Annotated in this window: 25 protein-coding genes; 11 read left to right on the top strand and 14 right to left on the bottom strand. The window is 61.5% G+C overall.

All coding sequences use genetic code 11. From position 1 onward, the window contains the following. The first annotated feature begins 56 nt into the window (after nt 1-56). The 3 genes from ABDW57_RS15605 (at nt 57) to ABDW57_RS15595 (ending at nt 5426) form a co-directional block, all read left to right on the top strand. On the top strand, nt 57-365 hold the full coding sequence (locus ABDW57_RS15605) for a DUF485 domain-containing protein (RefSeq protein ID WP_343731097.1): 309 nt from the start codon (nt 57-59) through the stop codon (nt 363-365). Next, entirely contained in the window at nt 362-2026 is a 1665-nt protein-coding gene (locus tag ABDW57_RS15600) for a cation acetate symporter (RefSeq protein ID WP_343731096.1), read from the top strand. The genes ABDW57_RS15605 and ABDW57_RS15600 overlap by 4 nt, the downstream gene beginning before the upstream one ends. A gap of 133 nt (nt 2027-2159) precedes the next feature. After that, the gene (locus tag ABDW57_RS15595) at nt 2160-5426 is read left to right on the top strand and encodes an EAL domain-containing protein (RefSeq protein WP_343731095.1); all 3267 of its coding nucleotides are present in this window, start codon (nt 2160-2162) and stop codon (nt 5424-5426) included. Here ABDW57_RS15595 and xth read toward each other — a convergent pair. Next, entirely contained in the window at nt 5396-6160 is a 765-nt protein-coding gene (xth, locus tag ABDW57_RS15590) for an exodeoxyribonuclease III (RefSeq protein ID WP_343731094.1), read from the bottom strand. The two genes, ABDW57_RS15595 and xth, sit on opposite strands and share 31 nt — an antisense overlap. A 396-nt stretch (nt 6161-6556) precedes the next feature. Here xth and ABDW57_RS15585 point away from each other — a divergent pair, with 396 nt between their 5' ends. Continuing rightward, on the top strand, nt 6557-6967 hold the full coding sequence (locus ABDW57_RS15585) for a hypothetical protein (protein WP_343731093.1): 411 nt from the start codon (nt 6557-6559) through the stop codon (nt 6965-6967). A 101-nt stretch (nt 6968-7068) separates the two neighbouring features. Then, nucleotides 7069-7512, top strand: coding sequence for a hypothetical protein (locus tag ABDW57_RS15580; protein WP_343731092.1), 444 nt, complete (start codon nt 7069-7071; stop codon nt 7510-7512). A gap of 26 nt (nt 7513-7538) precedes the next feature. Here the strand turns inward: ABDW57_RS15580 and ABDW57_RS15575 are convergent, their stop codons facing one another. Continuing rightward, complete coding sequence (locus ABDW57_RS15575; protein WP_343731091.1) at nt 7539-9035, bottom strand: leucyl aminopeptidase; 1497 nt, start codon at nt 9033-9035, stop codon at nt 7539-7541. A gap of 87 nt (nt 9036-9122) precedes the next feature. Between ABDW57_RS15575 and lptF the strand changes: the two genes are divergently transcribed. From lptF to ABDW57_RS15560, 3 genes are read left to right on the top strand one after another with little or no spacing between them, the layout of a single operon-like run. Further along, complete coding sequence (gene lptF / locus ABDW57_RS15570; protein ID WP_343731090.1) at nt 9123-10262, top strand: LPS export ABC transporter permease LptF; 1140 nt, start codon at nt 9123-9125, stop codon at nt 10260-10262. Continuing rightward, entirely contained in the window at nt 10259-11428 is a 1170-nt protein-coding gene (gene lptG / locus ABDW57_RS15565; RefSeq protein ID WP_343731089.1) for an LPS export ABC transporter permease LptG, read from the top strand. The genes lptF and lptG overlap by 4 nt, the downstream gene beginning before the upstream one ends. Beyond that, nucleotides 11428-11805, top strand: coding sequence for a CbiX/SirB N-terminal domain-containing protein (locus tag ABDW57_RS15560; protein ID WP_343731088.1), 378 nt, complete (start codon nt 11428-11430; stop codon nt 11803-11805). The genes lptG and ABDW57_RS15560 overlap by 1 nt, the downstream gene beginning before the upstream one ends. A 7-nt stretch (nt 11806-11812) precedes the next feature. Here ABDW57_RS15560 and ABDW57_RS15555 read toward each other — a convergent pair whose 3' ends face one another. The 9 genes from ABDW57_RS15555 to ABDW57_RS15515 all read right to left on the bottom strand — a co-directional run bounded on the left by ABDW57_RS15555 (nt 11813) and on the right by ABDW57_RS15515 (nt 20240). Further along, nucleotides 11813-12625 carry a MipA/OmpV family protein gene (locus ABDW57_RS15555; RefSeq protein ID WP_343731087.1) on the bottom strand — a complete coding sequence of 271 codons (813 nt, stop codon included), beginning with the start codon at nt 12623-12625 and terminating at the stop codon, nt 11813-11815. A 5-nt stretch (nt 12626-12630) separates the two neighbouring features. Continuing rightward, nucleotides 12631-13395, bottom strand: coding sequence for a glutaminyl-peptide cyclotransferase (locus ABDW57_RS15550; RefSeq protein WP_343731086.1), 765 nt, complete (start codon nt 13393-13395; stop codon nt 12631-12633). Further along, nucleotides 13395-14096 (bottom strand): hypothetical protein, encoded by a 702-nt coding sequence (locus ABDW57_RS15545; protein ID WP_343731085.1) that lies wholly within the window; start codon nt 14094-14096, stop codon nt 13395-13397. The genes ABDW57_RS15550 and ABDW57_RS15545 overlap by 1 nt, the downstream gene beginning before the upstream one ends. A gap of 80 nt (nt 14097-14176) precedes the next feature. Beyond that, the gene (gene cobA, locus ABDW57_RS15540) at nt 14177-14896 is read right to left on the bottom strand and encodes a uroporphyrinogen-III C-methyltransferase (RefSeq protein ID WP_343731084.1); all 720 of its coding nucleotides are present in this window, start codon (nt 14894-14896) and stop codon (nt 14177-14179) included. A gap of 118 nt (nt 14897-15014) precedes the next feature. Continuing rightward, complete coding sequence (locus ABDW57_RS15535; RefSeq protein ID WP_343731083.1) at nt 15015-16307, bottom strand: GTP-binding protein; 1293 nt, start codon at nt 16305-16307, stop codon at nt 15015-15017. Further along, nucleotides 16307-17236: a sulfate adenylyltransferase subunit CysD gene (gene cysD, locus ABDW57_RS15530; protein WP_161011862.1), complete on the bottom strand. Its 930-nt coding sequence runs from the start codon at nt 17234-17236 to the stop codon at nt 16307-16309. The genes ABDW57_RS15535 and cysD overlap by 1 nt, the downstream gene beginning before the upstream one ends. Before the next feature lie 10 nt (nt 17237-17246). Next, nucleotides 17247-17963, bottom strand: coding sequence for a phosphoadenylyl-sulfate reductase (locus ABDW57_RS15525; protein WP_343731082.1), 717 nt, complete (start codon nt 17961-17963; stop codon nt 17247-17249). Nucleotides 17964-17974: 11 nt separating this feature from the next. After that, complete coding sequence (locus ABDW57_RS15520) at nt 17975-18559, bottom strand: DUF934 domain-containing protein (protein WP_343731081.1); 585 nt, start codon at nt 18557-18559, stop codon at nt 17975-17977. Beyond that, entirely contained in the window at nt 18546-20240 is a 1695-nt protein-coding gene (locus ABDW57_RS15515; protein WP_343731080.1) for a nitrite/sulfite reductase, read from the bottom strand. The genes ABDW57_RS15520 and ABDW57_RS15515 overlap by 14 nt, the downstream gene beginning before the upstream one ends. A gap of 153 nt (nt 20241-20393) precedes the next feature. Between ABDW57_RS15515 and ABDW57_RS15510 the strand changes: the two genes are divergently transcribed. The 3 genes from ABDW57_RS15510 to ABDW57_RS15500 all read left to right on the top strand — a co-directional run bounded on the left by ABDW57_RS15510 (nt 20394) and on the right by ABDW57_RS15500 (nt 23212). Then, on the top strand, nt 20394-21335 hold the full coding sequence (locus ABDW57_RS15510) for a CysB family HTH-type transcriptional regulator (protein WP_343731079.1): 942 nt from the start codon (nt 20394-20396) through the stop codon (nt 21333-21335). A gap of 13 nt (nt 21336-21348) precedes the next feature. Next, a complete protein-coding gene (locus tag ABDW57_RS15505) occupies nt 21349-22002 on the top strand; it encodes a class I SAM-dependent methyltransferase (RefSeq protein ID WP_343731078.1) in 654 nt (217 codons plus the stop codon). A gap of 148 nt (nt 22003-22150) precedes the next feature. Beyond that, complete coding sequence (locus tag ABDW57_RS15500) at nt 22151-23212, top strand: porin (protein WP_343731240.1); 1062 nt, start codon at nt 22151-22153, stop codon at nt 23210-23212. Between the two features lie 6 nt (nt 23213-23218). On the opposite strand, the gene ABDW57_RS15495 is transcribed toward ABDW57_RS15500, so the two are convergent. From ABDW57_RS15495 to ABDW57_RS15485, 3 genes are all read right to left on the bottom strand, one after another. Then, entirely contained in the window at nt 23219-24376 is a 1158-nt protein-coding gene (locus ABDW57_RS15495; protein WP_343731077.1) for a PAS domain-containing sensor histidine kinase, read from the bottom strand. An 82-nt stretch (nt 24377-24458) separates the two neighbouring features. After that, nucleotides 24459-25226 (bottom strand): LytTR family DNA-binding domain-containing protein, encoded by a 768-nt coding sequence (locus tag ABDW57_RS15490; RefSeq protein ID WP_343731076.1) that lies wholly within the window; start codon nt 25224-25226, stop codon nt 24459-24461. 32 nt (nt 25227-25258) lie between these two features. After that, nucleotides 25259-26566: a histidine kinase gene (locus tag ABDW57_RS15485; RefSeq protein ID WP_343731075.1), complete on the bottom strand. Its 1308-nt coding sequence runs from the start codon at nt 26564-26566 to the stop codon at nt 25259-25261. Between the last annotated feature and the right edge of the window lie 340 nt (nt 26567-26906).

Here is a 26906-nt window from a genome sequence, read left to right as displayed (position 1 = left end):
GAGCGGTAAGTCTCCGGCTTTAATCTGGCAGCATAAATTAAAAAAGGAGACACATCATGCACGACGACCTCGTACAAAAAATCAAGCGCGATCCCAACTATCACCAGCTGGTCAAATCGCGCTCCCGCTTCGGCTGGGCGCTGACTGCGCTCATGATGCTGGTCTACTACGGCTACATCCTGCTGATCGCGTTCGACAAAGAATTCCTCGCAAAGAAAACCGGCGACGGCGTCATGACCTGGGGCATGCCGATTGGCCTGTTCGTCATCGTCTTCACGGTGCTGATCACCGGCGTGTATGTGCGCCGCGCGAACAGCCGCTACGACGAACTGACCCAGGCGATCCACGAGAAGGTGCAAGCATGAATGCCGTTAAGCGCAATATCACGGCGTTGACGCTGCTGGCCGCCAGCGGCGCCGCTTTCGCAGCCGGCGGCGATCTGGGCCAGGCTGTCAAGCAGCCGACCAACTGGACCGCGATCATCATGTTCGCGGCCTTCGTGGTCTTCACGCTGTTCGTTACCAAATGGGCGGCGGCCAAGACCCGCTCCGCATCGGACTTTTACACGGCTGGCGGCGGCATCACCGGCTTCCAGAATGGCCTGGCCATCGCTGGCGATTTCATGTCGGCCGCATCTTTCCTCGGCATCTCCGCATCGGTGTTCCTGAACGGTTACGATGGCCTGATCTACGCCATCGGCTTCCTGGTCGGCTGGCCGGTCATCACCTTCCTGATGGCGGAACGCCTGCGCAACCTGGGCCGCTTCACATTTGCCGACGTTGCCGCCTACCGCTTCAAGCAGGAGCCGATTCGCATCTTCTCGGCCTCCGGTACGCTGGTGGTGGTGGCGTTTTACCTGATCGCGCAGATGGTTGGCGCGGGCCAGCTGATCAAGCTGCTGTTCGGCCTTGAATACTGGGTCGCCGTGGTGCTGGTCGGTACGCTGATGATGATCTACGTGCTGTTTGGCGGCATGACCGCCACCACCTGGGTGCAGATCATCAAGGCCGTGATGCTGCTGGGCGGTGCAAGCTTCATGGCGATTGCCGTGCTGGCGCAGTTCAACTTCAGCCCTGAGGCGCTGTTCGCCAAATCGGTGGAACTGCACGCGAACAAGGAAGCCATCATGGGGCCGGGCACCTTCATCAAGGATCCGATCTCCGCCATCTCGTTCGGCATGGCGCTGATGTTCGGCACCGCCGGCCTGCCACACATCCTGATGCGCTTCTTCACCGTGCCTAGCGCGAAGGAGGCGCGCAAGTCGGTGTTCTGGGCCACCACCTGGATCGCATATTTCTACGTGCTGACCTTCATCATCGGTTTCGGCGCCATCGTGTTGGTGAGCACCAATCCGGAATTCAAGGACGCAGCCGGCAAACTCCTGGGCGGTAACAACATGGCGGCGGTGCATCTGGCCAAAGCCGTGGGCGGCAACGTCTTCCTGGGCTTCATCTCGGCGGTGGCGTTTGCGACCATCCTCGCGGTGGTGGCTGGCCTGACCCTGTCCGGCGCATCGGCTGTGTCGCACGACTTGTACGCCACCGTCATCAAGAAGGGCAAGCCTGCCGCCGGCAGCGAGCTGAAAGTATCGAAGATCACCACCATCGTTCTCGGCATCGTGGCAGTGGTGCTGGGCATCGTGTTCGAAAAGCAGAACATCGCCTTCATGGTCTCGCTGGCGTTTGCGATTGCGGCATCGGCCAACTTCCCGGTGCTGTTCATGTCGGTGCTGTGGAAGGACTGCACCACGCGCGGCGCCACCATCGGCGGCTTTGTCGGCCTGATTACCGCTGTGGGGCTGACCGTGGTGTCGAAGTCGGTGTGGGTGGACGTGCTGGGTCACAGCAGCGCCTTGTTCCCGTACGCGTCGCCGGCGATCTTCTCGATGCCGCTGGCCTTCATCTGCATCGCCGTGTTCTCGCTGCTGGACAAGAGCGGTCGCGCGCGCATCGATCGCGCTGGTTATGAGGCGCAGCAGATGCGCTCCGAGACCGGCATCGGCGCCGCTGGCGCCACCGCGCACTGATAAAAAAAGCAAGATGTACAACAATGCCCGGTTCGCCGGGCATTGTCGTTTTTAGGAGCGCGCGCTAACGGGTTTGATGGCGGAGGCCAGTAATGTGGTTTATCATCTGCCAACTATGCTTCCCAGGTATCAAGTGCCCACCACTACCGATTTCGTAGCCGACGCGCTGGCGTTGATCGGCGTGCCCGCCTGCGCTTGCAGCGCGGAGGGCCTGGTGCTGGCTGCGAATGCCGAGTTGATTGCCTTGCTGGGCGTCGATCCGTGCGGTCGGCCGGTGGGCGACCTGTTTGCGCGCCATGTGCGCGCCGCCAGCCTGGCCAGCCTGCACAATCCGGAACGCTGGGACAGCTGCCTTACGTGCGCGGATGGCCAGTACCTGTCGGTGCAGGCCTGGTCCAAGCCCTTGCCGGCGGCCGCCGGTCTCGATGGCGTGACCATCGTCTTCCACGACGTCACCGAAGCCCAGCGCGACCAGCGCGCGCTGCGCAAAACGCTGCTGGAACAGCGTGCCATTCTTGAAAATGCGGCGGTGGGCATCTTGTTCAGCAAGGACGGCGTTATCCTCGAATGTAATATCCGCTGTGCCGAGATGCTGGGCTACAGCCGTCACGAACTGGAAGGCGCCTCCAGCGCCATCGTCTATCCCGGCGAGGCGGACTTCATCAAGCTGAGTCAGGAGGCTGGTCCGAAGCTGGCGCAGGGCCAGTCCTACACCGCCGAGATTCAGGTGCGGCGCAAGGATGGTACGCTGTTCTGGGCCCGCCTGTACGGCCGCGCCATCGATCCGATGCACACTGCCGACGGCAATATGTGGATCATGGAGGACATCAACGAGCATCGGCTGGATGAGGAAAAACTGCGCCGCATGCTGCTGGAGCAGAAAGCCATCCTGGACAACGCCTCGGTCGGCATCCTGTTTACGCGCGCGCAGCTGATGCGCAGCTGTAATCCGCGCCTGGCGCAGATGTTCGGCTACGAGCCGGGCGAGATGGAAGGGCAGCCGTCGCAGATCCTGTTCCAGTCGCAGCAGCACTACGAAGCGTTTGGCCAGGAGGCCGGGCCGCTGCTGGGTTCCGGCCAGCCGTTTGAAAAAGACGCCTACGAATTCAAACGCAAGGACGGCAGCTTGTTCTGGTGCCGCGTGCGCGCCCGCGCGGTGGACGACGAGCACCGCGGCGGCGGCACCATCTGGATTCTTGAAGACGTGACCCATTCGCTGCAGACGCAGATGGAAGTCGAGGCCATCATGACCAACGCCTCGATGAGCATCCTGTTCACCAAGAACCGCGTGATCACGCGCTATAACCGCGGCTTTGCCGAGATGTTCCGCTACACCGAGACTTCCGGCCTTGGCCTGCCGGGCCGCGCGCTGTATCCGTCGCAGGAGTCCTACGACAAGCTGGGCGGCGAGGCTTATCCCTTCCTCTCGATCGGCAAGCCGTTCCAGACCGAGATCGAAATGCGCCGGGCCGACGACACCACCTTGTGGGCGCAGCTGATCGGCTACGTGGTCAATCCGGAAGACCCGACCCAGGGCACCATCTGGGTGATCGAGGACCGCACCGAGCAAAAGCGCGCCGAGGAGGCGTTGCGCAACGCGCTGCTGGAGAATCAGGCGATTCTCGACAGCGCGGTGCTGGGCATCTCGGTGGTGGAGAATGGCCGCAACCTGCGCTGCAACCGCAAGATGGAAGAACTGTTCGCCTACGGGCCGGGCGAGATGAATCACCTGAGTGTGCAGGCGTTCTACGCAGACAAGGTGGCATGGGAACAAGCCCGCGCCGAAACGGCACGCGACTTCCATGCCGGCCAGGTCAACGTCTCCGAATATCAGCTGGTGCGCAAGGATGGCAGCACGTTCTGGGCGCGCTTGTCCGGCCGGCCGTTCGACCTGGCCGAAGCCACCGGGCGTTCGGTGTGGCTGGTGGACGACATCACCACCCGGCGCGAAGCGGCGGAAGCGGTGGCCCGCGCGCGCGATGAGCTGGAACTGCGGGTGCAGGAGCGCACCGCCGAACTGGCCGGCGCCAATGCGCAACTGCAGGGCGAGATTGTTGAGCGCCGCCAGGCCGAGGCGCGCGTGCACCACATGGCGTATCACGACAGCCTGACCGGCCTGCCCAACCGCGCGCTGTTGTCGGACCGGCTGGACCGCGCCATGCTGGCGGCGCAGCGCACCGAGCGCAAACTGGCGGTGATGTTCATCGACCTTGACCGCTTCAAGATGATCAACGACTCGCTCGGCCACATGACCGGCGATCAGCTGCTGAAGGAAGTGGCCAGCCGCCTGTGCCGCGCGGTGCGCGCCAGCGATACCGTGGCCCGGCTGGGCGGCGATGAATTCGTGGTGCTGGTGCCGGGCATCCGCAGTGCGGATGAGGCCAGCCAGGTGGCGGAGAAAATCATCGAGGCGCTGTCGGAGAGCTTCCCGCTGGAAGGCCGCAACCTGCACATCACGCCATCGATCGGCATCAGCGTCTACCCCGATGATGGCGGCGACGTGGAAACGCTGATGCGCAACGCCGACGGCGCCATGTACCACGCCAAGGCCAGCGGCCGTAACAACTACCAGTTCTTCAAGGAGGCGATGAACCAGACTGCGGCGCGCCACTTCGAACTGGAGTCCAGCCTGCGCGGTGCGCTGGCGGCCGACGAATTCGAGTTGTACTTCCAGCCCATCATGGATATCGGCACGCGCCGCCTGCACGCCATGGAAGTGCTGCTGCGCTGGCGCCGCGGCGGCACCGAGCTGGTGACGCCCGACCAGTTCATCCCCATCATCGAGGAAAACGGCATGATCGTGCCGATCGGGGAGTGGGTGATACGGCAGGCCTGCATCCAGAGCATGCGCTGGCAAAGCCAGGGCATGACGCCGGTGCCGCTGGCGGTCAACCTGTCGCCGCGCCAGTTCATGCACCGCGGGCTGGTGGAATCGATCCGCGGCATCCTGGACGACACCGGCATCGATCCGGCGCTGATTGAATTCGAAATCACCGAAACCGCGCTGATGCAGCATGGCGAACAGACGCTGGAAATTCTCGGCCACATCAACGCCATGGGCATTCGCCTGTCGATCGACGATTTCGGTACCGGCTATTCCTCGCTGGCTTACCTGAAGCGCTTCCCGGTCAAGAAGATCAAGATCGACCGCGCCTTCATCAAGGATCTGGAGCAGAGCGCGGAAGATCGCGCCATTGTGGCGGCGATCATCGCGCTGTCGCACAGCCTGCAGCTATCGGTGGTGGCGGAGGGCGTGGAGACGGAAGGGCAGTACGCCCTGTTACAGCAGCATGGCTGCCAGTTCGCCCAGGGCTATCTGTTCTCGCAGCCGGTGCCGCATGCAACGGCCCAGCTGCTGCTGCCGCGCGCTCAGGCGAAGGTGGCGACGACCGGCGTGTGATCCGACGGCTGGTCCCATTTGCGCGGCACGCGGTCGATGATGCAGGCGGTGCAGCGCTGTTTCAGCGCTTCCGACAACAGCAGGTGGTCGATGCGCAGGCCTTTGTTCAGGCGGAAGCCGAGACCACGATAATCCCACCAGCTGAACGATTTTTCCGGCTGCTCAAACATGCGGAAGGCATCGGTCAGGCCTATGTCCAGCAGGCGCTGGAGCTGCGCGCGCTCCTGCGGCGACACATGTACCATGCCTTCCCACGCCGCCGGATCGTGCACGTCGCGGTCTTCGGGGGCGATGTTGTAGTCGCCTGCCACCGCCAGCTGCGGGTATGCCGCTGCCTGTTCCTGGATCCAGTCATGGAAGGCGTTCAGCCACGCCATCTTGTAGTCAAACTTCTCTGAGCCTACCGCCTGGCCGTTAGGTACGTAAGCGCACACAACGCGCACGCCGTCGATGGTGCCGGCCACGATGCGCTGCTGGGCGTCCTCAAATTTGGGATTGTTCTTGACGATATCGTGGATCGGCAGTTTGGAAATGATGGCCACGCCGTTGTAGGTCTTTTGCCCGGTGTAGGCAACGTGGTAGCCGGCGGCTTCCAGTTCGGCCAGTGGAAACTTGTCGTCAGTTAATTTTGTTTCTTGAATTGCTAGCACATCGGTAGGGTTTTCCTCTAGCCACTTCATAACGTGCGGCAGTCTTACGTTCAAAGAGTTAACATTCCACGTGGCTAATTTCATATTTGCTTTCATGCTTGAGGGTCAGTAACTTGCATCTTACAGCATCCGGATTTAACACATGTAGTTGCCGCTCTGCTAAGGTGTATGAAAAAACATGAAAAACCCTTTCGTGCGCGCCACTCAGGGCCTAAAATGTTGCAAAATGTGTGAAATCAAAAAAAAATTGCCAATACTGTCTCGCTGTTGTCAAAATAGAACCGAAAGGCAAGACAAGGTAACAAAATAGAAATATACTAATACAAATTAAGTGGAAAACTTGTGTTTCCGTTTAGCAACTAAGAAAACATCAATATTGTATATTTTTGCGTTGTGACGACGCAATAAATGATACTATACGGAAATAAACAGTCGTTTTTACAGTGAATCGCGCTTAGCGCATTTGCAAAGGAATAAAAAATGCGATCTGCATTTGAGGCATGGGCACAGCGCGACGGCCATATCGTTCGTCGCCGTGAAGACAAGCCAGATGAATATCTGGTCTTCGAAACGCAACGCCGCTGGGTTATCTGGCAAGCGGCGCTGGAGCATGGCAAAGCGCCGGGCGGCCGAAAGACCGCCGCGCAAAAAGAGGCCGCCGCTGCTGAAAAGCGCGCCGCCGAAGCCGTGCAGCGTCCGCCTGCAATCAAGCCTGACGAAGCCGCCGTGCGCAATCAGGTCTTGAACGAAGTGCTGGATGCGTTTTCCTCGCTGGGCGGTGAGCGCGGCATGGACGACATCCTGAAAGTGGTGCAGGGCCTGAAGAAGAAGCAGCAGGAACAGGTCGATGCGCCGGTCGCTGCCAAAACGCCGGACCGCCACAACGCGTGAGCCATAAGGCGTAAAGTGCAACGCTTTACGCCGCTTGATTAAGCGAATAAAACCGCCGGCGGGCTGGTACACTGGTCTGACTCCATTTTCCGAGACAGACCATGTATCTCCGCCCCGCCTTCGCGGTCACCGCGCTACTGGCCTTGCTGGCCGGCTGCGCTTCCCTGACAGAATCCACCGAACAAAGCGTCATGGTGCAAACCGTGCTCGATCATCGCGAGATCGCTGGTGTCGGCTGCGTGCTGTATAACGATGTGGGCAAATGGTTTGTGACGACGCCGGGCCGCGTCACGCTGCGCAAGAGCGCGGGGCCGCTGCGCATCGACTGCCAGAAGGCGGGCAAGGGCTGGGCATATGAGAAGGTCGAGTCCAGGGCGGACGCCAACCTGTGGGGCAATCTGGCACTGACGGCCGGCGTGGGCTATGTGGTGGACCGGAATACCGGCGCAGGCTATGACTATCCGGCCACGCTGACCGTTGTCATGCATCCCGCGCAGGAGAAGGAGGAGGGGCCGACGCCGGCGCCCGGCGTGACCCTGTTCTGATTAATGCGAACGCCTGGTTCGAGCGCTTAGCTGGCCCGATTAATCAGGAAGTTCGACAGCAGCGGCACCGGACGGCCGGTCGCGCCTTTGTTACCACCCGATTTCCACGCGGTGCCGGCGATGTCCAGGTGCGCCCAGGTGTACTTGCGGGTGAAGTTTTCCAGGAACGCCGCCGCGGTGCACGAGGCGCCGCCCGGCGTGCCGATGTTGGCCAGGTCGGCAAAGTTGGACTTCAGCTGCTCGTTGTACTCTTCACCGATCGGCAGGCGCCATGCGGTGTCGCTGGCGTTCTTGCCGGCGGCCAGAATCTCGTCGGCCAGCTTGTTGTGCACTTCGTCGTCGCGCGTGAACAGGCCGCTCTTATGGTGGCCCAGGGCGACGATGCAGGCGCCGGTCAGGGTGGCGATGTCGATCACGGCGGCCGGATTGAAGCGCTCGGCGTAGGTCAGGGCGTCGCACAGAATCAGGCGGCCTTCGGCGTCGGTGTTCAGGATCTCGATGGTCAGGCCGTTCATCGAGGTGACGATGTCGCCCGGCTTGGTGGCGCGGCCCGATGGCATGTTCTCGCACGAAGCGATGATGCCGATCACGTTCAGCTTCAGGTTCATCTCGCCGATGGCGCGGAAGGTGCCCAGCACCGACGCGGCGCCGCCCATGTCGTACTTCATCTCGTCCATGCCAGGACCTGGCTTGAGCGAGATGCCGCCGGTGTCGAAGGTGATGCCTTTACCGACCAGCACCACCGGCGCATCCTTGGCCTTGCCGCCCATGTGTTTCATGACGATGAATTTCGGCGGCTGCTCGCTGCCGTTGGTGACCGACAGGAAGCTGTTCATTTTCAGCGCTTCCAGCTGTTTGCGGTCCAGTACCTCGACGTCGAACTTGTAATCCTTGCCCAGTTTCTTGGCAACGTTGGCCAGGTGGGTAGGGGTGCAGACGTTGGCCGAGGTGTTGCCCAGTTCCTTGGTCAGGTCCATGCCGTTGGCGATGGCCACGGCCTGCGCCAGCGCCAGCTTGGTGGCGGCGCTGTTTGGCACGGCCAGGGCGATCTTCTTCACGCCGGCAGGTGCCGGATCCTTCTTGCTCTTTTGACCATCGGTACGGAACACCGATTCATGGGCGCTCTGCACCACATTGCGGATCGCCCAATTGACGTCGCGCTCTTTCACTTCGGTCATCGGCAGTGCGATAATAGCGTCGCTCGTGCCGAGGGAGGAGAATGCCTTGAGTGTCGCAGCCACGCCGCCGGCAAAGCTTTTCTCGCTGACCGCCTCGTCGCTGCCCAGGCCGACCAGCAGCACGCGCTCGGCGGCGGCGCCTTTCAGGCCGCGCAGCAGCAGAGTGGTGCCGGTTTTGCCGGTAATGTCGCCGGACTTCAGCGCAGCGGTGATTTCACCAGCGCCATCCAGCGCCTTGGCAGCTTGCGACAGCTTCTTGTTCTCGAAGACCGCGACGGCGATGACGCCGGCTTTGGCCGTAGCGATGGTGTTTTTTGTGTCGAATGCTTTTATGCTAAAGTCCATTTGATTCTCCGTGTCGTGTACGTACTTAAAACTTTTATGGTCCCATATAGCTTATATATGAGCCAAACTACCGAATTATAATCTTCAATGATCTTTCAACGCGCCCTACGACGTGAAATGGCCAATACGGCCGGCGCTTCCTTCACGGTCCTGTTCAGCATCTGCGTGACCTGGACCCTGATCGCCGTCCTCGGCAAGGCCGCCGGCGGCAAGGTGGCGTCCAGTGACGTGATCGCGCTGATCGTGTTCGCAACGCTGAATTATCTGCCAACTATCCTCATCCTCACCAGCTTTATTTCTGTGCTGATGGTGGTGACGCGGACTTACCGCGATTCCGAAATGGTGGTGTGGTTCGCGTCCGGCCTGTCGCTCACCAAATGGATAGTCCCGGTTCTGACTTTTGGCCTGCCGATCGTGATCCTGACCGGCATGCTGAGTTTTGTCGCCACGCCGTGGGCCAAGCAGAAAAGCTCGGAATACGTGGAGCGCTTTGAAAAGCGCGAGGACCTGCAGAAGGTCTCGCCCGGCCAGTTCAAGGAATCGGCATCGGCCAATCGCATCTTCTTTGTGGAAGGCGTGGCCGGCAAGACGGCGGTGGTGCAGAACGTGTTCGTCAACACGGTCGATGAAAAGGGCACGGCCGTCATCGTCGCGCGCGAGGGCGTGATCAACGCCGGGCCGAAAGGCGAAAAATATCTGGTGCTGAAAAACGGCCGCCGTTACCAGGGCACGCCGGGGCAGGCGGACTTCCAGACCATGGAGTTCGAGAGCTACAGCATGCGCGTCACCAGTCAAACCCAGGAGCTGGACGGCGACCGCGATACCGACAGCACGCCCACCATGCAGCTGCTGAATGACACCAGCAACGCCGCGCGCGCGGAGCTGTTGTGGCGCGCAGCCTCGCCGCTCACCTGCCTGGTGCTGATCCTGCTGGCGATTCCGCTGGGCTTTGTCAATCCGCGTGCCGGCAGCTCGGCCAATCTGATCATCGCGCTGCTGATCTTCTTCAGCTATAACAACTTCGTCAAACTGATCGAGGCCAGCGTCCGGCAGGGCAAGGCGGCGTTTGCGGTGTCGTGGTGGCCGCTGCACCTGGTGGCGTTGCTGCTGGTGTTTGCCCTGTTCGCGTGGCGCCTGAACCTGAACCATCGTTATCACCCGCTGGCGTTGCTGGCTGCGCTCAAGCGCAGCCGCCATGGCGCTGACAAGAAGGCTGTATCGCAATGAAAATCCTGCAACGCTATTTCGCGGTCTCGATACTGCAAGCGGTCGCCTTTGTACTGGTGGCCTTCCTGGCGCTGCAAGCCTTCATGGACCTGACCGGCGAACTGCCGAAGGTCGGCAAGAATGGCTACGCGGTGCAATATGCCTTCATGTACGTGCTGGTGCAGCTGCCGGGCCACGTGTATGAGGTGATGCCGCTGGCGGCGCTGATCGGCACCATTTACACGATGGCGCAGTTTGCGGCGACGTCGGAATTCACCATCATGCGCGCCTCCAGCATGTCGACAGGGATGGTGGCGTGGATGCTGGCGAAGATCGGCCTGGTGCTGGTGATCCTGACCTTCATCGTCGGCGAGCTGGTGGTGCCGCGCACCGCGCCGCTGGCGGAAAAATTCAAGCTGACCGCGCGCGGCGCGGCCATCTCCACCGAGTTCCGTTCCGGCTTGTGGACCAAGGATATCGTGAAGTCGGAAGGCATGACCGGCACGGTGCTGGGCTCACGCTTCTTCAACGTGCGCGAGGTGCGTCCGGACGGCACGCTGATCGATGTCAAGCTGTACGAGTTCGATACCAGCTTCCGCCTGCGCTCCATCACACTGGCCAAGTCGGGTACCTTCCAGGGCAATAACAAGTGGCTGCTGAAGGATGTGACGGAAAATATCTTCACCAATCCAGAGCTGCTCAAGCCAGGCATCGAGGCCACGCTGGCGAACAACTACGCGCAGGAATCGAGCATGATCGAGACGCGCCGCAGCGCCACCAAGGATCTGCTGTCCGAGATTACGCCGAAGATCCTGTCGGTGTCGCGCTCGGACCCGGAGCGCATGTCGGCCAACGAACTGGCGGTGTACACCCGCCACCTGCAGGAGAACAAGCAGGAAACCGAGCGCTTCAAGATCGCGTTCTGGAAAAAGCTGTTCGATCCGCTGGCGATTTTTGTGCTGATGGCGCTGGCGCTGCCGTTTGGCTATCTGCACACGCGCAGCGGCGGCGTCAGCCTGAAGATCTTCCTCGGCATCATGCTGGGCGTGAGCTTCCTGCTGGTGAATACACTGTTCTCGCACCTGGGCGTGCTGAGTACCTGGCCGGCGATCCTGACCGCGATCGCGCCAAGTTTATTATTCCTGCTGCTGGCGATATGGGCCATGTGGTGGGTGGAGCGACACTGATGAATACTCAACGCGCACTGATTCTGTTTGCCCACGGCGCCCGTGCCGCGTCATGGGCCGCGCCGTTTGAACGCCTGCGTGATATGACGCAGGCGCGCGAACCGCAGGTAAAGGTGGAGCTGGCGTTTCTGGAGCTGATGTCGCCACGTCTGCCGGAGCTGGTGGCTGCATTGACCGCCGGCGGCATCAACGACATCACCGTGGTGCCGGTATTCCTCGGCCAGGGCGGCCATGTGCTGCGCGACCTGCCGGTGATGCTGGACGACCTGCGCGTGGCCTATCCGCAGGTGAGTCTCAAGGTGGTGGAAGCGGCCGGTGAAAACGCCGCCGTGCTGCAAGCGCTGTCCGACTACTGCGTTGGCGCCTTGCCCGGCTGATCGCCGCTCATTCCCACGCCCGCGCCGCTGAACGGTGTGCGGTCCAGCTGAAGCCGATGCCGGCTGACAGGCCGCTGCTCTTGCGGAACAGTGGGCTGTCGCGGTTGGCGGCATGGCTCAGATTGTCGTAGCGGGTGAAGCCGAAGATGCGCCAGTCAGGCGACAGCCGGCGCGACAGGCTCAGGCCGAGGCGCGTCATCATCAGGCCGCCGCTGGCCTGATACTGTGGGCGTGCGGCGGTAGCGTATTGCGGCGCGACCTCGTAAAAATACTGATTCAGTTTTGTATTGCCATAGACTGCGCCGATACTGGCATCGGCCGTCCATTTGCCGCCCGCGCCGGCGGTTTCAAATACCAGGCGCGGCTCGAATACCAGGCCGCGGCGCTCAAAGCCATTGCGCAGCTCAAGCGGCAACCGCAGTGGCAGTTCCAGCCGCGTGTGCCCGGGCAGTTGCACCTTCAGGCGCGGGCCGAATTCCAGCAGCGAGTTCAGGTCCGGCATGCCGTCGCGCGCTGCCACGTCCTTTGAGCGTGCCGGCAGCGAAACGGCAAAGCCCACATCCAGTTCAACGCGGTCGGTATTGATCAGGCGCGCGCCGATGCCGGAGCGGTCGGAGCGCAGCACCTTGCCGCGGTAGATCAGCATCGGCAGCACCAGCGCGCGGGTCGAGCGGTCTTCGGCGCCGGGGTAGGCCGGTGTGGTGGCCGCGCCGCCAAACAGGCCCGCTTCCCATAGCGGCAGACTGGGGTCCTGCGTCTGCGCCGTCGCCGTTGCCGCCAGCGTCAGACTTGCGATACCAATCCAGGCGCGCTTGGTCATGGGCTTTATTTTCGAGGAACGATTTTGACTTCGTAAATTTTCGGCCACAGTTTGCCGGTGACGAACAGGCGCTTTTTGTCGGCGTCGTAGGCAATGCCGTTCATGACGTTTTCGGCGTTCTGGCCTTTGCCGGCGTCGGGATAGAGTTTGCCGAAGTCGATCCAGCCAATGATCTTGCCGCTTGCGGGATCGATGCGTGCAATGGTGTTCGTGTGCCAGATGTTGGCGTAGATTTCGCCTTCCACCACTTCCAGCTCGTTCAGCTGATCGACCGCGATGCCGTCTGCCGTCACCTTGATGCGGCGCACTTCAAGGAAGGTTTTCGGATCAAGGAAGCGCAGCGTCGAGCTGCCGTCGCTCATGATCAGTTCCTTGCCGTTGTGGGTCAGGCCCCAGCCCTCGCCGGGATAGGCGAACTGGCTTTTCAGCTCAAAGGTCTTCAGGTCGAATACAAAGCCGGTCTGGGTTTGCCAGGTCAGGCCCACCAGGGTGTCGCCCCATACCGTCAGGCCTTCGCCGAAATACTGTGGCGGGATGTCTTTGCTTTGCAGGACTTTGCCCGAGGCCAGATCGACCTTGCGGATCGACGATTTGCCATTCAGGCCCGTGCTCTCGTACAGGAAGCCGTCGCGGTACAGCAGTCCCTCGGTGAAGGCCTGTGCATCGTGCGGATAGCTGCGCACGACTTTGTAGTCGTAAGTGGGGATGGCCGCATGGGCTGAAGGCAGCAGGGAGGCGAGCAGGAGAACTTGGGCGACAATCTTTTTCACTATGCGGTTACCGAGTTTTGGAGTTCAACCATGGCGTCCAGCGTGGTGCCGGGAGCATCCAGCTCCGCCTGCACGCAGGCGCGCGCTTCCGGCGACTGCACCAGCGATACGGCCTGCTGGCGTGCGATCGCCGCGGCGTCAGTATCGCCGCAGCCGTTCAGCAAGTCCAGCACCAGCGTCACTTCGGTGGTGTAGTTGAACACTTCGGCCAGCATGTCGGCCATGCCTTCGTTGGTCAGCACATTGATGTTGTTCTTCAGCTCATTCAGCTGCATCGCCGCCAGCGCCAGATGGTGCTCGGGCTGCGGCAGGTAGCGGCGCGCCAGCGCGTAGTCGCCGCAAGCCATGATGGAGGGCAGGGCGGCACGCGCATTTTGCTGCGCCTGTGTTTCCGGCAGGGTCTTGAACAAGTGGTAGGTGTTCTGCAGGTCGCCCAGCTTGTCATTGATAATGCGGATGTCATGGAACAGCTGCGGCGCTGACTGCAGCTCGGCGGTCAGGCGGTTGCGCAGGTCCACCAGCGCATGGTGGGCCGGCAGGTATTCCTCGGCCAGCTTGGCCCAGGCGGCCAGGATGTAGGACAGGCGCAGCGAGGCTGCCTCGGCGTCATCGAATAGCGCGCGATATTCCTGCAAGGCGGCTTCAAAATGGCCCTCGGCGTGGGTTTGCCAGGCGCTTTCCAGTCTTTGAACGATGTCCATTACTACCTCAGGTGGTGGGAATGGCTATTCTAATACTGAAAAATGGAAGTCAGGCGCGGAGTTGGATGACTATTGCCTTGCTAATCTCGCTGATGCTCACGCGGGCGCATGGCTTCGCCGATCATCACCAGCACCGGTCCGTGCGGCGTTCCCAGACCCTGCGTCAGCTGGGCGATGGTCATGCGCTGGATCTGCTGATCGGCGCGGCTGACGTTTTCGATCACCACCACCGGCTTGTCCGGCGCATGGCCGTGCGCCAGCAGGCGCTCGGCGGTGGCGATGGCTTCGCGTCCGCCCATGTACTGGATCAGGGTGTCGGTTTCCGGAATGGCGTCGTGGTCCGAGTGCTCCGGCGCGGTGGAGGAGGTGAAGAACGCCACGCTGCGGGCGATGCCGCGCTTGGTCAGCGGCTGTTTGGCGGCGGCCGCCGCGGCCAGCGCGGTGGTGATGCCGGGGACGATGTCCACCTCGATGCCGGCTTCTTCCAGCGCGCGCAATTCCTCGTCGGCGCGGCCAAACATCATCGGGTCGCCGCCTTTCAGGCGCACCACCAGCTGCGCGCGTTGCGCCGCTTCCACCAGCTGCTGGTTGATGACCTGCTGGGCCACCGAACGCTGGCCGCTGCGTTTGCCGACCGGGATTTTCTCGGCCTGCGGGCACAGATCCAGCATTTCCGGCGTCACCAGCGCATCGTGCAGCACGATGTCGGCCTGCGCCAGCAGGCGCGCGCCGCGCAGGGTAATGAGATCCTGCGCGCCGGGGCCGGCGCCGATCAGATACACTTTTCCAGGAGTGGCCATGGCGGGATTCTTTTGTTGGCGGTGGCGTCGTCATTCCGGCGCAGGCCGGAATCCATAGAGCGCTGGCACGCATGCTCAGCATGGATCCCGGCCTGCGCCGGGATGACGATGATGACGGTTACAGACGGATCATGCCGGCGGCGACAGTCTGGTGCGTTACTTCATCGATCAGGATGAAGGCGCCGGTCGCGCGGATGTCGCTGTAGGCGTCGGCGGCCAGCGGCTGCTGCACGCTCAGCTCAATGGTGGCGATGTCGTTCAGCTTCAGGCCATCGGCGCTGTGGCGCTGCTGGGTATTGATGTCCAGCAGCGACTCGATGGCCTTCACCTTGGCCGAGGTCTGCCTGGTGCCATGCTTGATCCAGTACTTGCGGCGCACGTCCAGCGGCTCGTCGGACATCCAGCACACATCGGCTTTCAGTTGCTTGAGCTGCGTGGCCGGCTGGTCGGCGCTGGCCAGCAGGTCGCCGCGCGAGATGTCCAGGTACTCTTCCAGCAACAGCGTGACCGACTGTCCCGCCACCGCCGACTGATGCGAACCTTCCAGCGTGACGATGTCCTTCACGGTCGCGCTCTGACCCGATGGCTGCACCACCAGCTTGTCGCCCACCGACACCTTGCCCGCTTCAATGCGGCCCATGTAGCCGCGGAAGTCGTTGGCTTCGTGGCCGTTGTGACGCGCCACCAGCTGCACCGGGAAGCGGAACGGCGCGTCGTGCGATTCGTCGTACACCGACAGCGATTCCAGCAGCTCGATCAGGGTTGGCCCCTGATACCAGTCCAGCTTCTCGCTCTTTTCCACCACGTTGTCGCCGGTCAGGGCGGACAGCGGAATCGGCGTGATGTCCTTCAGGCCCAGCGAGGCGGCAAACTCGCCGTAGGCTTTGACGATGCGGTTGTAAATGTCCTGGTCGTAGTTCACCAGGTCCATCTTGTTGACGGCCACGATCACGTGCTCGATCTGCAGCAGGTGGGCGATGGTCGAGTGGCGCTTGGTCTGAATCAGCAGGTCGACGCCGCCATCCTCGCGCAGCTTCACTTTCGACACGTCCACCAGGATGATCACGGCGTCGGCGGTCGAGGCGCCGGTCACCATGTTGCGGGTGTACTGCTCGTGGCCGGGCGTGTCGGCGATGATGAACTTGCGCTTCGGCGTGGCGAAGTAGCGGTAGGCCACGTCGATGGTGATGCCTTGTTCGCGTTCGGCTTCCAGGCCGTCGGTCAGCAGCGACAGGTCGACAGTGTCGCCCACCGTGCGTTTGTGCTTGGAGCGCGACATGGCGTCCAGCTGGTCGGCAAAAATGCCTTTGCTGTCGAACAGCAGGCGGCCGATCAGGGTGGACTTGCCGTCGTCGACGGAACCGGCGGTGATGAAGCGCAGCAGGCTTTGTTCGTGAGTAGTGGTGGTCATTAGAAGTATCCTGCTTTTTTACGTTTTTCCATCGAGGCTTCGGACGTCTGGTCGTCCATGCGGGTGGCGCCGCGTTCGGTCACCTGGGTGATCGCGGTTTCAGCGATGATCTGCTCCACGGTTGCCGCGTCCGAGGACACCGGGCAGGTGCAGGAGATATCGCCCACAGTGCGGAAGCGCACCACCTGGGTTTCGACGGTTTCGCCTTCGCGTGCCGGGGTCAGATCGGTCAGCGGCACCAGCAGGCCGTTGCGGGGAATGACCTGGCGCTCGTGCGCGAAGTAGATCGGCGGCAGTTCCAGCTTTTCGCGGGCGATGTACTGCCACACATCCAGCTCGGTCCAGTTGGAGATCGGGAACACGCGCATGTTCTCGCCCGGATGCACGCGGGTGTTATACAGGTCCCACAATTCCGGGCGCTGCGACTTCGGATCCCACTGGCCGAATTCATCGCGGAAGGAGAAGATGCGCTCCTTGGCGCGGGCCTTCTCTTCATCGCGGCGGGCGCCGCCGATGCAGGCGTCGAAGCCGTGTTCGGCGATGGTTTCCAGCAGCGTCACCGCCTGCGCGGCATTGCGCGAATCGGTCTGCGGATTGCGCAGGCGCACGGTGCCCTTGCGGATCGATTCTTCCACCGAACCGACGATCAGGCGTTCGCCCAGTTCGGCCACGCGCTTGTCGCGGAAGGTGATGACTTCTTCAAAATTGTGGCCGGTATCGACGTGCACCAGCGGGAACGGGAATTTACCCGGACGGAAAGCCTTCTCCGCGATGCGCAGCAGGACCACCGAGTCCTTACCGCCCGAGAACAGCAGGGCAGGGTTGCTGCATTCGGCAGCGACTTCGCGCATGATGTGGATCGCTTCCGATTCCAGTGCGTCGAGGTGGCGCGAATTGACGTGCGCGTTGTTTTCTACTAGAGCGTTCATTTGAATTCTTTCAAGCTGCGACAGATTTAATGCGTATCAGTTTACCGTCCACCACGTGCAGGCCGCATTCTTTCGATTCCGGATTCTCCCACCACCAGCGGCCGGCGCGGACATCTTCACCCGGCTGGATGGCGCGGGTACATGGCTCGCAGCCGATCGATGGATAACCCTGATCATGCAGCGCGTTGTACGGCACCTTGTTCTCGCGGATGTAGTTCCACACATCTTCCTCCGACCAGTCGGCCAGCGGATTAAACTTGGTCATGAAGTGGGCCGGATCGTCTTCCTCCACCATCAGCGAGGAGCGGGTGGCGGCTTGCGCGCGGCGCTGGCCCGTGACCCAGGCCTTGTTGCCGGACAGGGCGCGGCCCAGCGGCTCGACCTTGCGGATGCGGCAGCATTCCTTGCGCATCTCGACGCTGTCGTAGAAGGCGTTCAGGCCATGCTGCGCAACGTAGGCATCCACCGCTTCGGCCTGCGGCTTGAACACCGCGATATCGTAGCCGTAATGCGCCTTCACCTTGTCCAGCATGTCCAGCGTTTCCTTGTGCAGACGGCCGGTTTCAAGCGAGAAGATGCCGATGTCGTAGCCGCCCTTCAGAATCAGGTCGGTCAGCACCATGTCTTCGGCCGCCAGCGAGGAGGCGAAGACGGCAGTGCTAAAGTCGCTGGCGATGCGGGACAGCGTGGCGCGCGTGTCCGCAATCAGCTTGCTCAGGTCACTCATGACTACTCCAATCAAATGCCGGCGCCGTCGTTGTTGACCGCTGCCGGCGCAGGGCGCGGGTGGCGGCGGAACAGCGGCACTTTCTGATCGACCGAAGCCTGGTAGGTTTCCGAGAAATCGGACAGGCCTTTCAGCGCGTCGTGCGGATCGCGGTCGGCGCGCACCGAATAGGCGTCAAAGCCCACGCGCTGCATAGAGAACAGCTGATCGCGCAGCACGTCGCCAATGGCGCGCAGTTCGCCGGTCCAGCCCAGGCGGGTGCGCAGATTGTAGGCGATCGAGTAGCCGCGGCCATCGGTGAATTTCGGGAAGTCGACGGCGATCAGCGGGAACTGGTCCAGCAGCCCTTTCAGCGTTTCAGGACGTTCGTCGGAGGCGATCCACACCGCGATCTCGCCGGCGGCGGTGCGCGCCGCCAGCAGCTCGCGCTGCACCAGCCACAGGCTCAGTGGCACGATGAATTTGCCTTCAGGGACGGCCACGGTGGCCGGATCGTGCGCAGGCGCGCCTTCCACCGGTTCGGCCAGACGCAGTACCTGCCAGTCGTCTTCTACAACTTCACGGCCCTTGATAATCAAATGCTTAGACATATTCATCCTCTCCAACCAGGCGGCCGCCTTTTTCAGCGATCGGCGTGGCGTACACAAATTCCTTGAACGGGGCGACACCGATGCGTGCTACGCATTCGGCGAAGGTCTCGCCCTCAAAACGGTCGCGCAGGTAGACCTGCAGCAGGCGGTCGATCACTTCCGGCATTTGCAGCGCGGAGAACGACGGGCCGATGATCTTGCCGATGGCGGCGTTGTTGCCTTGCGCGCCGCCGATCGATACCTGATACCATTCGCTGCCGTCCTTGTCCACGCCCAGCACGCCGATATTGCCGACGTGGTGGTGGCCGCAGGCGTTGATGCAGCCGGAGATATTCAGCTCGATCTCGCCGATGTCGTGCTGGAAGTCGAGGTTGTCGAAGCGCTCGGCGATGGCGGCGGCAATCGGGATCGACTTGGCGTTGGCCAGCGAGCAGAAGTCGCCGCCAGGGCAGCAGATCATGTCGTTCAGCAGGCCGATGTTCGGCGTCGCCAGGCCGTGCGCCTTGGCTTCCTGCCACAGCGCGAACAACTGCGACTGCTCGACGTCGGCCAGCACCACGTTCTGCTCGTGCGTGACGCGCAGTTCGCCAAAGCTGTAGCGGTCCGCCAGGTCGGCCATGAAGTCCATCTGCTCGGCGGTGGCGTCGCCCGGCGGCACGCCGGTCTTCTTCAGCGACAGCACCACGACCGCGTAGCCCGGCACCTTGTGTGGCTTGACGTTGCGGTTGATCCAGTTGGCGAAGGCCTTGTTGCCGGCTTGCGCAGCCACCACGTCGCTGTCTTCCAGCGTTTTGTAGGCCGGCGGCTGGAAGTAGTCGATCACGCGCTGCATTTCTTCCACGGTCAGGGTTTCCGGGCCATCTTTCAGGTCGGCCCATTCTTCCTCGACCTGACGGGTGAATTCTTCCACGCCGATGGCTTTCAGCAGGATCTTGATGCGGGCCTTGTACTTGTTGTCGCGGCGGCCGTACTGGTTATACACGCGCATCACGGCTTCGGTGTAGGTCAGCAGGTGCTGCCATGGCAGGAATTCGCGGATCACGCTGCCGATGATCGGGGTGCGGCCCATGCCGCCGCCGACCATGAACTTGAAGCCGATTTCGCCGGCTTCGTTGCGCACCACGGTCAGACCGATGTCGTGAATCGCGATGGCGGCGCGGTCTTCCACGGCGCCGTTGATGGCGACCTTGAACTTGCGCGGCAGGGCGATGAATTCAGGGTGGAAGGTCGACCACTGGCGCAGCACTTCGGCGTACGGGCGCGGGTCAATGATCTCGTCGGCGGCCACGCCAGCGTAGGGATCGGAGGTGGTGTTGCGGATGCAGTTGCCCGAGGTCTGGATGGCGTGCATTTCCACCGAGGCCAGGTCGGTCAGGATGTCCGGGGTCTGTTCCAGCTCAATCCAGTTAAACTGTATGTTTTGACGGGTGGTGAAGTGACCATAGCCGCGGTCGTATTTGCGGGCGATATGTGCGAACATACGCATTTGCTTACTTGCCAACAAACCGTAAGGCACGGCAATACGGAGCATGTAGGCGTGACGCTGCATGTACAGGCCGTTTTGCAAGCGCAGTGGCAGGAATTCGGCTTCGGTCAGCTCATCGGCCAGGCGGCGGCGTACCTGGTCGCGGTACTGGGCGATGCGCTCACGGATGATGAGGTGGTCAAACTGGTCGTATTGATACATGAATATTCTTCCTGGATAGTCGCTGATTCCCCAAACTAGCGCTAATAGTAATAAACTTCGTCTTTATTCCATACGACTTAGTCTTTATTTGCTTATATAAGGATTGGGCATAAGCATGGACGCTAATAATTTTAAGATGGGCCAAGACCTGCAATGAACCTTCACCAGCTGCGCTTTGTGCGCGAAGCAGTACGCCAGAACTACAACCTGACCGACGCCGCCAAGGCGCTATTTACCTCGCAGCCGGGCGTGTCCAAGGCGATTATCGAGCTGGAAGAAGAACTGGGGGTGGATATTTTCACCCGGCACGGCAAGCGTATCCGCGGCCTGACCGAGCCGGGGCGGCTGGTGCTGGAGTCGGTCGAGCTGATCATGCAGGAAATCGACAGTCTCAAGCGCATCGGCAAGGAATATGCGGCCCAGGACAGCGGCAGCTTCACGATTGCCACCACCCACACCCAGGCGCGCTACACGCTGCCCAAGGTGGTGCAGGCTTTCATGCAGAAGTTTCCAAAAGTAAGATTATCTTTGTTGCAAGGCAATCCGCAGCAGATTGCCGAGATGGTGCAGCGCGACCAGGCCGACCTGTGCATCGCCACCGAATCGATCGCCGGCGTCACCGGCCTGGTGACCTTGCCATGTTATCAATGGGAGCACGTGGTGGTGGTGCCGCCCGACCATCCACTGCTGCGCAACAAGCAGCCGACGCTGGAAGAGATCGCGGCTTTCCCCATCATCACGTATGATGGCGCCTTTGCCGGCCGCAGCAAGATCGACCACGCGTTTTCCCTGCGCGGTCTGAAGCTGGACGTGCTGCTGGAAGCCATCGACGCCGACGTCATCAAGACTTACGTGGAGTTGGGCATGGGGATCGGCATCATTGCCGGCATGGCGTTTGACGCCGAGCGCGACAAGAACCTGCGCGCCATCCCGGTCGGCCACCTGTTCGGCATGAATGTGTCGCGGGTGGCGGTCAAGCAGGGCGCCTACCTGCGCAGCTATATTTACACCTTTATCGAACTGCTGACGCCGACGCTCAACCGCAAATTGATCGAGCAGGCCATGAGCGGCGAAAAAGACAATTACGAACTATAAAGAAAGCAACATCATGATTACCAACCAGTTGACACAATATTACGCCGTCAACGCGGACAACTACGACCAGGTCTACGCCCAGGAAGAGCGCTACGATGACCTCGACGATTTGCAGGAAATGGTGGCCGAGCTGTTCCAGGACCACAAAGTGCTGGAACTGGGCTGCGGCACCGCCTACTGGACCGATCTGATCTCGGAAACCGCCGAATCGGTCTACGCCACCGATATTTCGCAGGAAATGCTGGATCTGGCTGAAACCCGCGGCCTGGACGAGGACGTGGTCACCTTCGGCCAGCTGGATGCCTTCAACCTGCCGGACGGCATGGAGGGACAATACACCGCCGTCTTCATCGGCAACCTGTGGTGCCACGTGCGCCGCGAAGACCAGGAAAAATACCTGAAGACCCTGCGCGCCAAGCTGGGCAAGGATATTTTGCTGGTCATCCTCGATGAATCTTATGTCGATGGCAACTCCACCGTTATCGCCCGCACCGATGCGGAGGGCAATACCTTCCAGCAGCTCACTGCCGACGACGGCCAGCGCTACGAGATCATGAAGAATTACCTGACCGACAGCACCCTGCGCAAGCGTTTCGCCAACCACGCCAAGCAGATCCGCATCGAGCGGCTGCAGTACTACTATCTGTTGAGCTGCCGCCTCAAATAACTTGCAAACTTGATGTTGATTTACAACAAATGACCTTTGTCACATTGTTGAAGTAATTGATAGGCATGATTCCGGCCGTGGAATCAACACGCAGTTTCTATCAACCTTAAGTAGAGAACATCAAGTGAAAAAACTTACTCTGGCAGCACTGATCATCGGCGGCTTCGCTGCGCAAGCCCAAGCTCAATCGAACGTGACCATCTACGGCCTGGTGGACGTCGGTGTGGTTAGTGAGCGTGGCGGTGCGGCCGGCTCCCTGACCAAAGTGACCAGCGGCATTGGCGGCCAATCCCGTCTGGGCTTCCGCGGCACCGAAGATCTGGGCAACGGCCTGTCGGCCATCTTCCAGCTGGAAACCGGCTTCAAAGCCGACGACGGCACCCTGGACAGCGCCAACACCATCTTCAACCGTCAAGCCTTCGTGGGCCTGAAAAGCAAGGACGCCGGCCAGCTGACCATCGGCCGCCAATACACCATGCTGTACCTGGCGCAAAGCCAGGTGGCTGATCCGTTCGGCGCCGGCTATGCTGGTTCGATCAAAAACCTGTTCCCTACCGCCGGCGCCAACACCCGCGTGAGCAACGCGCTGGTGTACTCGACCCCGGTCATGGAAGGCTTCAGCGCCGACGCCCTGTACGCCCTGGGCGAGCAGGCTGGCAGCTCGACCGCCGGCCGCCAGTTCGGTCTGGGCCTGAACTACGGCCAAGGCCCGCTGAACGCGCGCCTGGTGTACAACAACAAGAACAACGACACCGTTGCTGTCGGCACCACCCCGGCCAAGGTGCAGGACACCGGCCGCAACACCATGTTCGCCGCCAACTACGACTTCAAAGTCATCAAGGCTTACTTCGCTTACAGTGCGGACAAAGGCGTGAACAGCGCCCAGATCCCGGTGGCCAATGCTTACGGCTACACCGTGGCGCCTAAAGCTTCGCTGGACAGCAACGACGTCCTGATCGGCGCCCAGATCCCAGTTGGCAACGGCACCATCATGACTTCGTACATCCGCAAGAACGACAAGACCGCCAACAACCAGGACGCCGACCAGTGGGCGCTGGGTTACCTGTACTCGCTGTCGAAGCGTACCCAGACTTACGTCGCTTACGCCAAGATCAAGAACAAGAACGGCGCCGGCTACACCGTGGGTAACAACAACGAAGCTGGTAGCGGCGACAAGGCCTTCAACATCGGCCTGCGTCACGCGTTCTAAGCGGGTCTAAGCCGTTTCGGCGGGCGGCAGCGGCAGCCGGATCATGATCCGGGTGCCGCCGTCGCTGACGATGGCGATATCGCCATCCAGTGCCCAGACGCGCTCGCGCATCCCGATCAGGCCGAAGGACGAGGCCTTGTCCATGTCCTGCCCGGCGATGCCGCGGCCGTCATCGTGGATGGTGATGTGCAAAGCCCCATCCTGGCGATACAGCGACAACGCCACCTTGTGCGCCTCGGCGTGGCGGGTGATGTTGGTCAGCGCTTCCTGTGCAATGCGGAAGATGGCGGTGCTGTAGGCATCGTCCAGTATCAAATCCTCTTCATTGGCGTCCAGTGTGCAGCGGATATTGTTGCGCGCTTCAAAATCATGGCGCAAGCTCTCCAGCGCGAAATACAAGCCTCCTTCATCCAGCGCGCGCGGTCGCAGGTTGCTGGCGATCCGCCGCAGCGAGGTGATGGCTGACATCAGCAACTCGTCCATGCCTTTTTGCAGCTTGCGGGCGGCAGCGCTGTTGCTGCTGTGCCGCTGCAGCAGCGCCAGATCGCCGCGCAGCGTGGCCAACAGCTGGCCGAGGTCGTCGTGCAGTTCGCGCGCGATGTGCTTGCGCTCCTCCTCGCGGATGGTCTGCAGCGCCGCCGACAGTTCGCGCAACTGCGAATACGATTGTTCCAGCCGCTCCTGCACCTGCTTGCGTTCGGTAATGTCGCGCAAAATGATGGTGTAGATGCGCTTGCCGTTTTCGCTCAGCGACGAAATGCTGCCTTCCAGCGGGAAGTGCTGGCCGCCGGCCTTGAGTCCGGTCACCGCATAGTCGCTGGTGCGGCGGCCCTTGACGCGCATGCGGATGCCGGTGGCGCCAAAGTATTGCCCGACGCCGTTGGGGGGGCGCTGACGCTGGTCGCGCGGGATGTATTGCGCCAGCGAAGCCCCCTGCATGGCCTGGGCGGTGGTGTCGAACATGCTGGCTGCCGAAGGGTTGACCTGCAGGATGCGCTGATGCTCGTCGGTGGAAATGATGGCGTCGGTGGCATGCTGGATGATGCCGCGGCTGCGCCGCGTGGCGCTGGCGGTGCGCGCGCAGGACCAGCCCATGCGCCACGACAGGCGCGCGGTCAAGGCCAGTGCGGCAAGCAGAAGAAGGGGAGGAAGCCGGCGCGCCATGCGTGTCTCCATGCAGCCAACGGGCCGCATGGAGTCACACTAATTCAGTCGTCCGGCAGGGGTGTTGATGTAACTCAGTCGTTTACATCTGCTTGAACAGATGCAGGAAGCTGCGGCTGACTTCCAGCTTGTCGGAACGGCCTTTGATCATCACCAGGTGGCGGCCGCGGATGTCGCGCGTCACGCCCTCGATGGCGTTGACGTTGACCAGGGTGGCGCGGTGGATTTGCCAGAACAGCGCCGGGTCCAGCTCCTCGGCCAGGTCGCGCACCGGCTTGCGGATCAGGGCTTCGTACTTCTCGGTCTGCACGCAGGTGTATTTCTCGTCCGAGCGGAAGAACAGGATTTCCTCGACCGGAATCATGCGCAGGTCCTGGCCGATGCTGGCCTGGATCCACTGCAGGTGCTGCGGCTTGGGCGCGGCGATCTTTTCGGTCAGCTGGGCCAGCATGGCGGTCACGCTGGCGTTGACGTCGCTGGCGGCGGCCGGCTTGTTCAGGCGGCCTTTCAGGCGCTCGACCGTGACCTGCAGGCGCTCCTGTTCAGGCGGCTTCAGCACGTAGTCGATGGCGCCGCGCTCAAACGCTTCCACCGCGTAGGCGTCGTAGGCGGTCACGAACACGATGTTGCTCTTGTTGCCAATAATGGCCGCCGCTTCCATGCCGGTCTTGCCCGGCATGCGGATGTCGAGAAAAGTGAAGTCCGGCTTGAGCTGGTCGACCAGCTCGATGGCCTCGTCGCCGTTCTTGGCCTCGCCGAGAATTTCCAGCTCGGGCCAGACCTGGCCCAGGCGCATGCGCAACTGGTCGCGCATTAAACGTTCGTCATCTGCAATGATTGCTGTAGGCATCGTGTTCAGGTGTGATGGTTGTTTAAATAATTTTAACTTGATTTTGCCGCCAGCTGGTAGGGCACTTCGATGGTGACGATCACACCGCTCGGGCTGTTGGCGGCGATCAGCAACTGGCCTTGCTCGCCGTGCAGCAGCTTGAGGCGCTCGCGGATATTGCTCAGGCCCAGACCAGTGCCGTCGCTGGGCTTGGCGCCAAAGCCGAGGCCGTCATCGGTGACGATCACGCGCAGCTTGTTGTGCGCCACGTCGGCGCGCACTTTCAGGGTCCCGCCTTCCGGCTTGCCTTCCAGGCCGTGCTTGATGGCGTTTTCCACCATCGATTGCAGCATCATGGGCGGGAAGGCGGCGGTACGCAGGCCGTCCGGGATGTCGAAGTGCACGGTCAGGCGCTCTTCCATGCGCATTTTCAGCAGGTTGAGGTAGGCCTCGACCATGTCGGCTTCGCGGCCGAGGTTGGTGATCAGGGCGTTGTCGCGCATTTGCGGCAGCACCGCGCGCAGGTATTTGATCAGGCTGCGCTGCATGGCGGAGGCGCGCGGCGGATCGGTCTCGATCAGGTGCTCGACCGAGGCCAGGGTGTTGAACAGGAAGTGCGGCTCGACTTGCGCCTGCATCATCTGCATCTTGGCTTCGCTCAGCTGGCGCTGCATGGATTCGCGCTCGGCGGCGGCGTTGGCGGTCTGGGTTTCGGCCTCGGCGCGCTTTTTGCCGCCCATCAGTGCCTTGGTGCCAAACAGGGCCAGCACCAGCAGCGTGATGAAGCTCTTGAACCAGGTGGAGGCCTGGCCGTGGTAGCGGGCCACTTTCTGCTCGGCGGCATCGTCCACCGCTTCTTCAATCGCGTTGGACAGTTCCTCGCCGATTTGCGGCGGCAGGTCGATATGGACTTCCTCACCCGGCAGCGTTGGCAGGGCAGGGACCGAGGCGGTGCCGGATTTGCCGGATTTGGCTGGCGCCGCAGGGGCTTCGGGGGCTTCCGGGGCGGCCGGCGCCTCGGGGGCTTCCGGCGCCGCCACCGGCGGGGTGGCATCTTCGCTATTCTTGTTGCGAATCTTGCCGCGCGGGTTGAAGTGGATGCCGCTGTCGTCGATCAGGATATTCGTGTCGCCGCTTTTGCGCTTCTGCATGTGCGCGCCGCGGTCAATCTCGTCCTGCACCGGGCCGGAGGAGAACAGCTCGTCCTGCAGGATGGAGCCGGCAATCAGCATCAGGACGGCAAACACCAGGAACTTCCACCACGACAGCTGGGTGACCCAGGTGGCGGTCGCGTCAAAGCCGCGATGCAGCAGGCTGCCGGCGGTTTTCAGGGTGTCTTGCACTTTAGGCGTAGGGAACATGAACGACTTTCACACTTAACATGATGCAAGTGTAACGAGCCACGCCCTGGCGCGCCATGCGATTGCGACAGTCTGCAAAAAACGGGGATTGGACGGCAAAGTAAAAGGAAGTACTTGCCAAACCGCGCAAGGCTTTGCTATAGTTCGGTCCCTCGCGAAACACCGCAACGCTGCAAAGCGAAACGATGAAGAAACGAGGGGTTGACGAGATGTACGAAACGCTTCATAATCTCGCTTCTGTGCTGATGAACAAAACGCTTCGCAGCAAGCAGTAACGATCTTTAAAAATTAACAGTCGATAAGTGTGGGCATTTGGTGCTGCAACAAAAAGCATTAAATG

Source organism: Duganella sp. (assembly GCF_039595735.1).
GTDB lineage: Bacteria > Pseudomonadota > Gammaproteobacteria > Burkholderiales > Burkholderiaceae_D > Rugamonas.
The sequence above is the reverse complement of the archived record's forward strand: the minus strand, read 5'-3'. Positions and strand labels throughout refer to the sequence as shown.

What these genes read in the sequence shown, in the direction of transcription:
- ABDW57_RS15515 (WP_343731080.1), bottom strand. Translation starts at nt 20,240, where the DNA reads ATGTATCAATACGACCAGTTTGACCACCTCATCATCCGTGAGCGCATC.
- ABDW57_RS15585 (WP_343731093.1), top strand. Translation starts at nt 6,557, where the DNA reads ATGCGATCTGCATTTGAGGCATGGGCACAGCGCGACGGCCATATCGTT.
- ABDW57_RS15485 (WP_343731075.1), bottom strand. Translation starts at nt 26,566, where the DNA reads ATGTTCCCTACGCCTAAAGTGCAAGACACCCTGAAAACCGCCGGCAGC.
- ABDW57_RS15600 (WP_343731096.1), top strand. Translation starts at nt 362, where the DNA reads ATGAATGCCGTTAAGCGCAATATCACGGCGTTGACGCTGCTGGCCGCC.
- ABDW57_RS15505 (WP_343731078.1), top strand. Translation starts at nt 21,349, where the DNA reads ATGATTACCAACCAGTTGACACAATATTACGCCGTCAACGCGGACAAC.
- ABDW57_RS15545 (WP_343731085.1), bottom strand. Translation starts at nt 14,096, where the DNA reads ATGGACATCGTTCAAAGACTGGAAAGCGCCTGGCAAACCCACGCCGAG.
- ABDW57_RS15525 (WP_343731082.1), bottom strand. Translation starts at nt 17,963, where the DNA reads ATGAGTGACCTGAGCAAGCTGATTGCGGACACGCGCGCCACGCTGTCC.
- lptF (WP_343731090.1), top strand. Translation starts at nt 9,123, where the DNA reads ATGATCTTTCAACGCGCCCTACGACGTGAAATGGCCAATACGGCCGGC.
- ABDW57_RS15535 (WP_343731083.1), bottom strand. Translation starts at nt 16,307, where the DNA reads ATGACCACCACTACTCACGAACAAAGCCTGCTGCGCTTCATCACCGCC.
- ABDW57_RS15575 (WP_343731091.1), bottom strand. Translation starts at nt 9,035, where the DNA reads ATGGACTTTAGCATAAAAGCATTCGACACAAAAAACACCATCGCTACG.
- ABDW57_RS15580 (WP_343731092.1), top strand. Translation starts at nt 7,069, where the DNA reads ATGTATCTCCGCCCCGCCTTCGCGGTCACCGCGCTACTGGCCTTGCTG.
- ABDW57_RS15605 (WP_343731097.1), top strand. Translation starts at nt 57, where the DNA reads ATGCACGACGACCTCGTACAAAAAATCAAGCGCGATCCCAACTATCAC.
- cysD (WP_161011862.1), bottom strand. Translation starts at nt 17,236, where the DNA reads ATGAACGCTCTAGTAGAAAACAACGCGCACGTCAATTCGCGCCACCTC.
- ABDW57_RS15555 (WP_343731087.1), bottom strand. Translation starts at nt 12,625, where the DNA reads ATGACCAAGCGCGCCTGGATTGGTATCGCAAGTCTGACGCTGGCGGCA.
- ABDW57_RS15490 (WP_343731076.1), bottom strand. Translation starts at nt 25,226, where the DNA reads ATGCCTACAGCAATCATTGCAGATGACGAACGTTTAATGCGCGACCAG.
- cobA (WP_343731084.1), bottom strand. Translation starts at nt 14,896, where the DNA reads ATGGCCACTCCTGGAAAAGTGTATCTGATCGGCGCCGGCCCCGGCGCG.
- ABDW57_RS15510 (WP_343731079.1), top strand. Translation starts at nt 20,394, where the DNA reads ATGAACCTTCACCAGCTGCGCTTTGTGCGCGAAGCAGTACGCCAGAAC.
- ABDW57_RS15520 (WP_343731081.1), bottom strand. Translation starts at nt 18,559, where the DNA reads ATGAATATGTCTAAGCATTTGATTATCAAGGGCCGTGAAGTTGTAGAA.
- lptG (WP_343731089.1), top strand. Translation starts at nt 10,259, where the DNA reads ATGAAAATCCTGCAACGCTATTTCGCGGTCTCGATACTGCAAGCGGTC.
- ABDW57_RS15495 (WP_343731077.1), bottom strand. Translation starts at nt 24,376, where the DNA reads ATGGCGCGCCGGCTTCCTCCCCTTCTTCTGCTTGCCGCACTGGCCTTG.
- xth (WP_343731094.1), bottom strand. Translation starts at nt 6,160, where the DNA reads ATGAAATTAGCCACGTGGAATGTTAACTCTTTGAACGTAAGACTGCCG.
- ABDW57_RS15560 (WP_343731088.1), top strand. Translation starts at nt 11,428, where the DNA reads ATGAATACTCAACGCGCACTGATTCTGTTTGCCCACGGCGCCCGTGCC.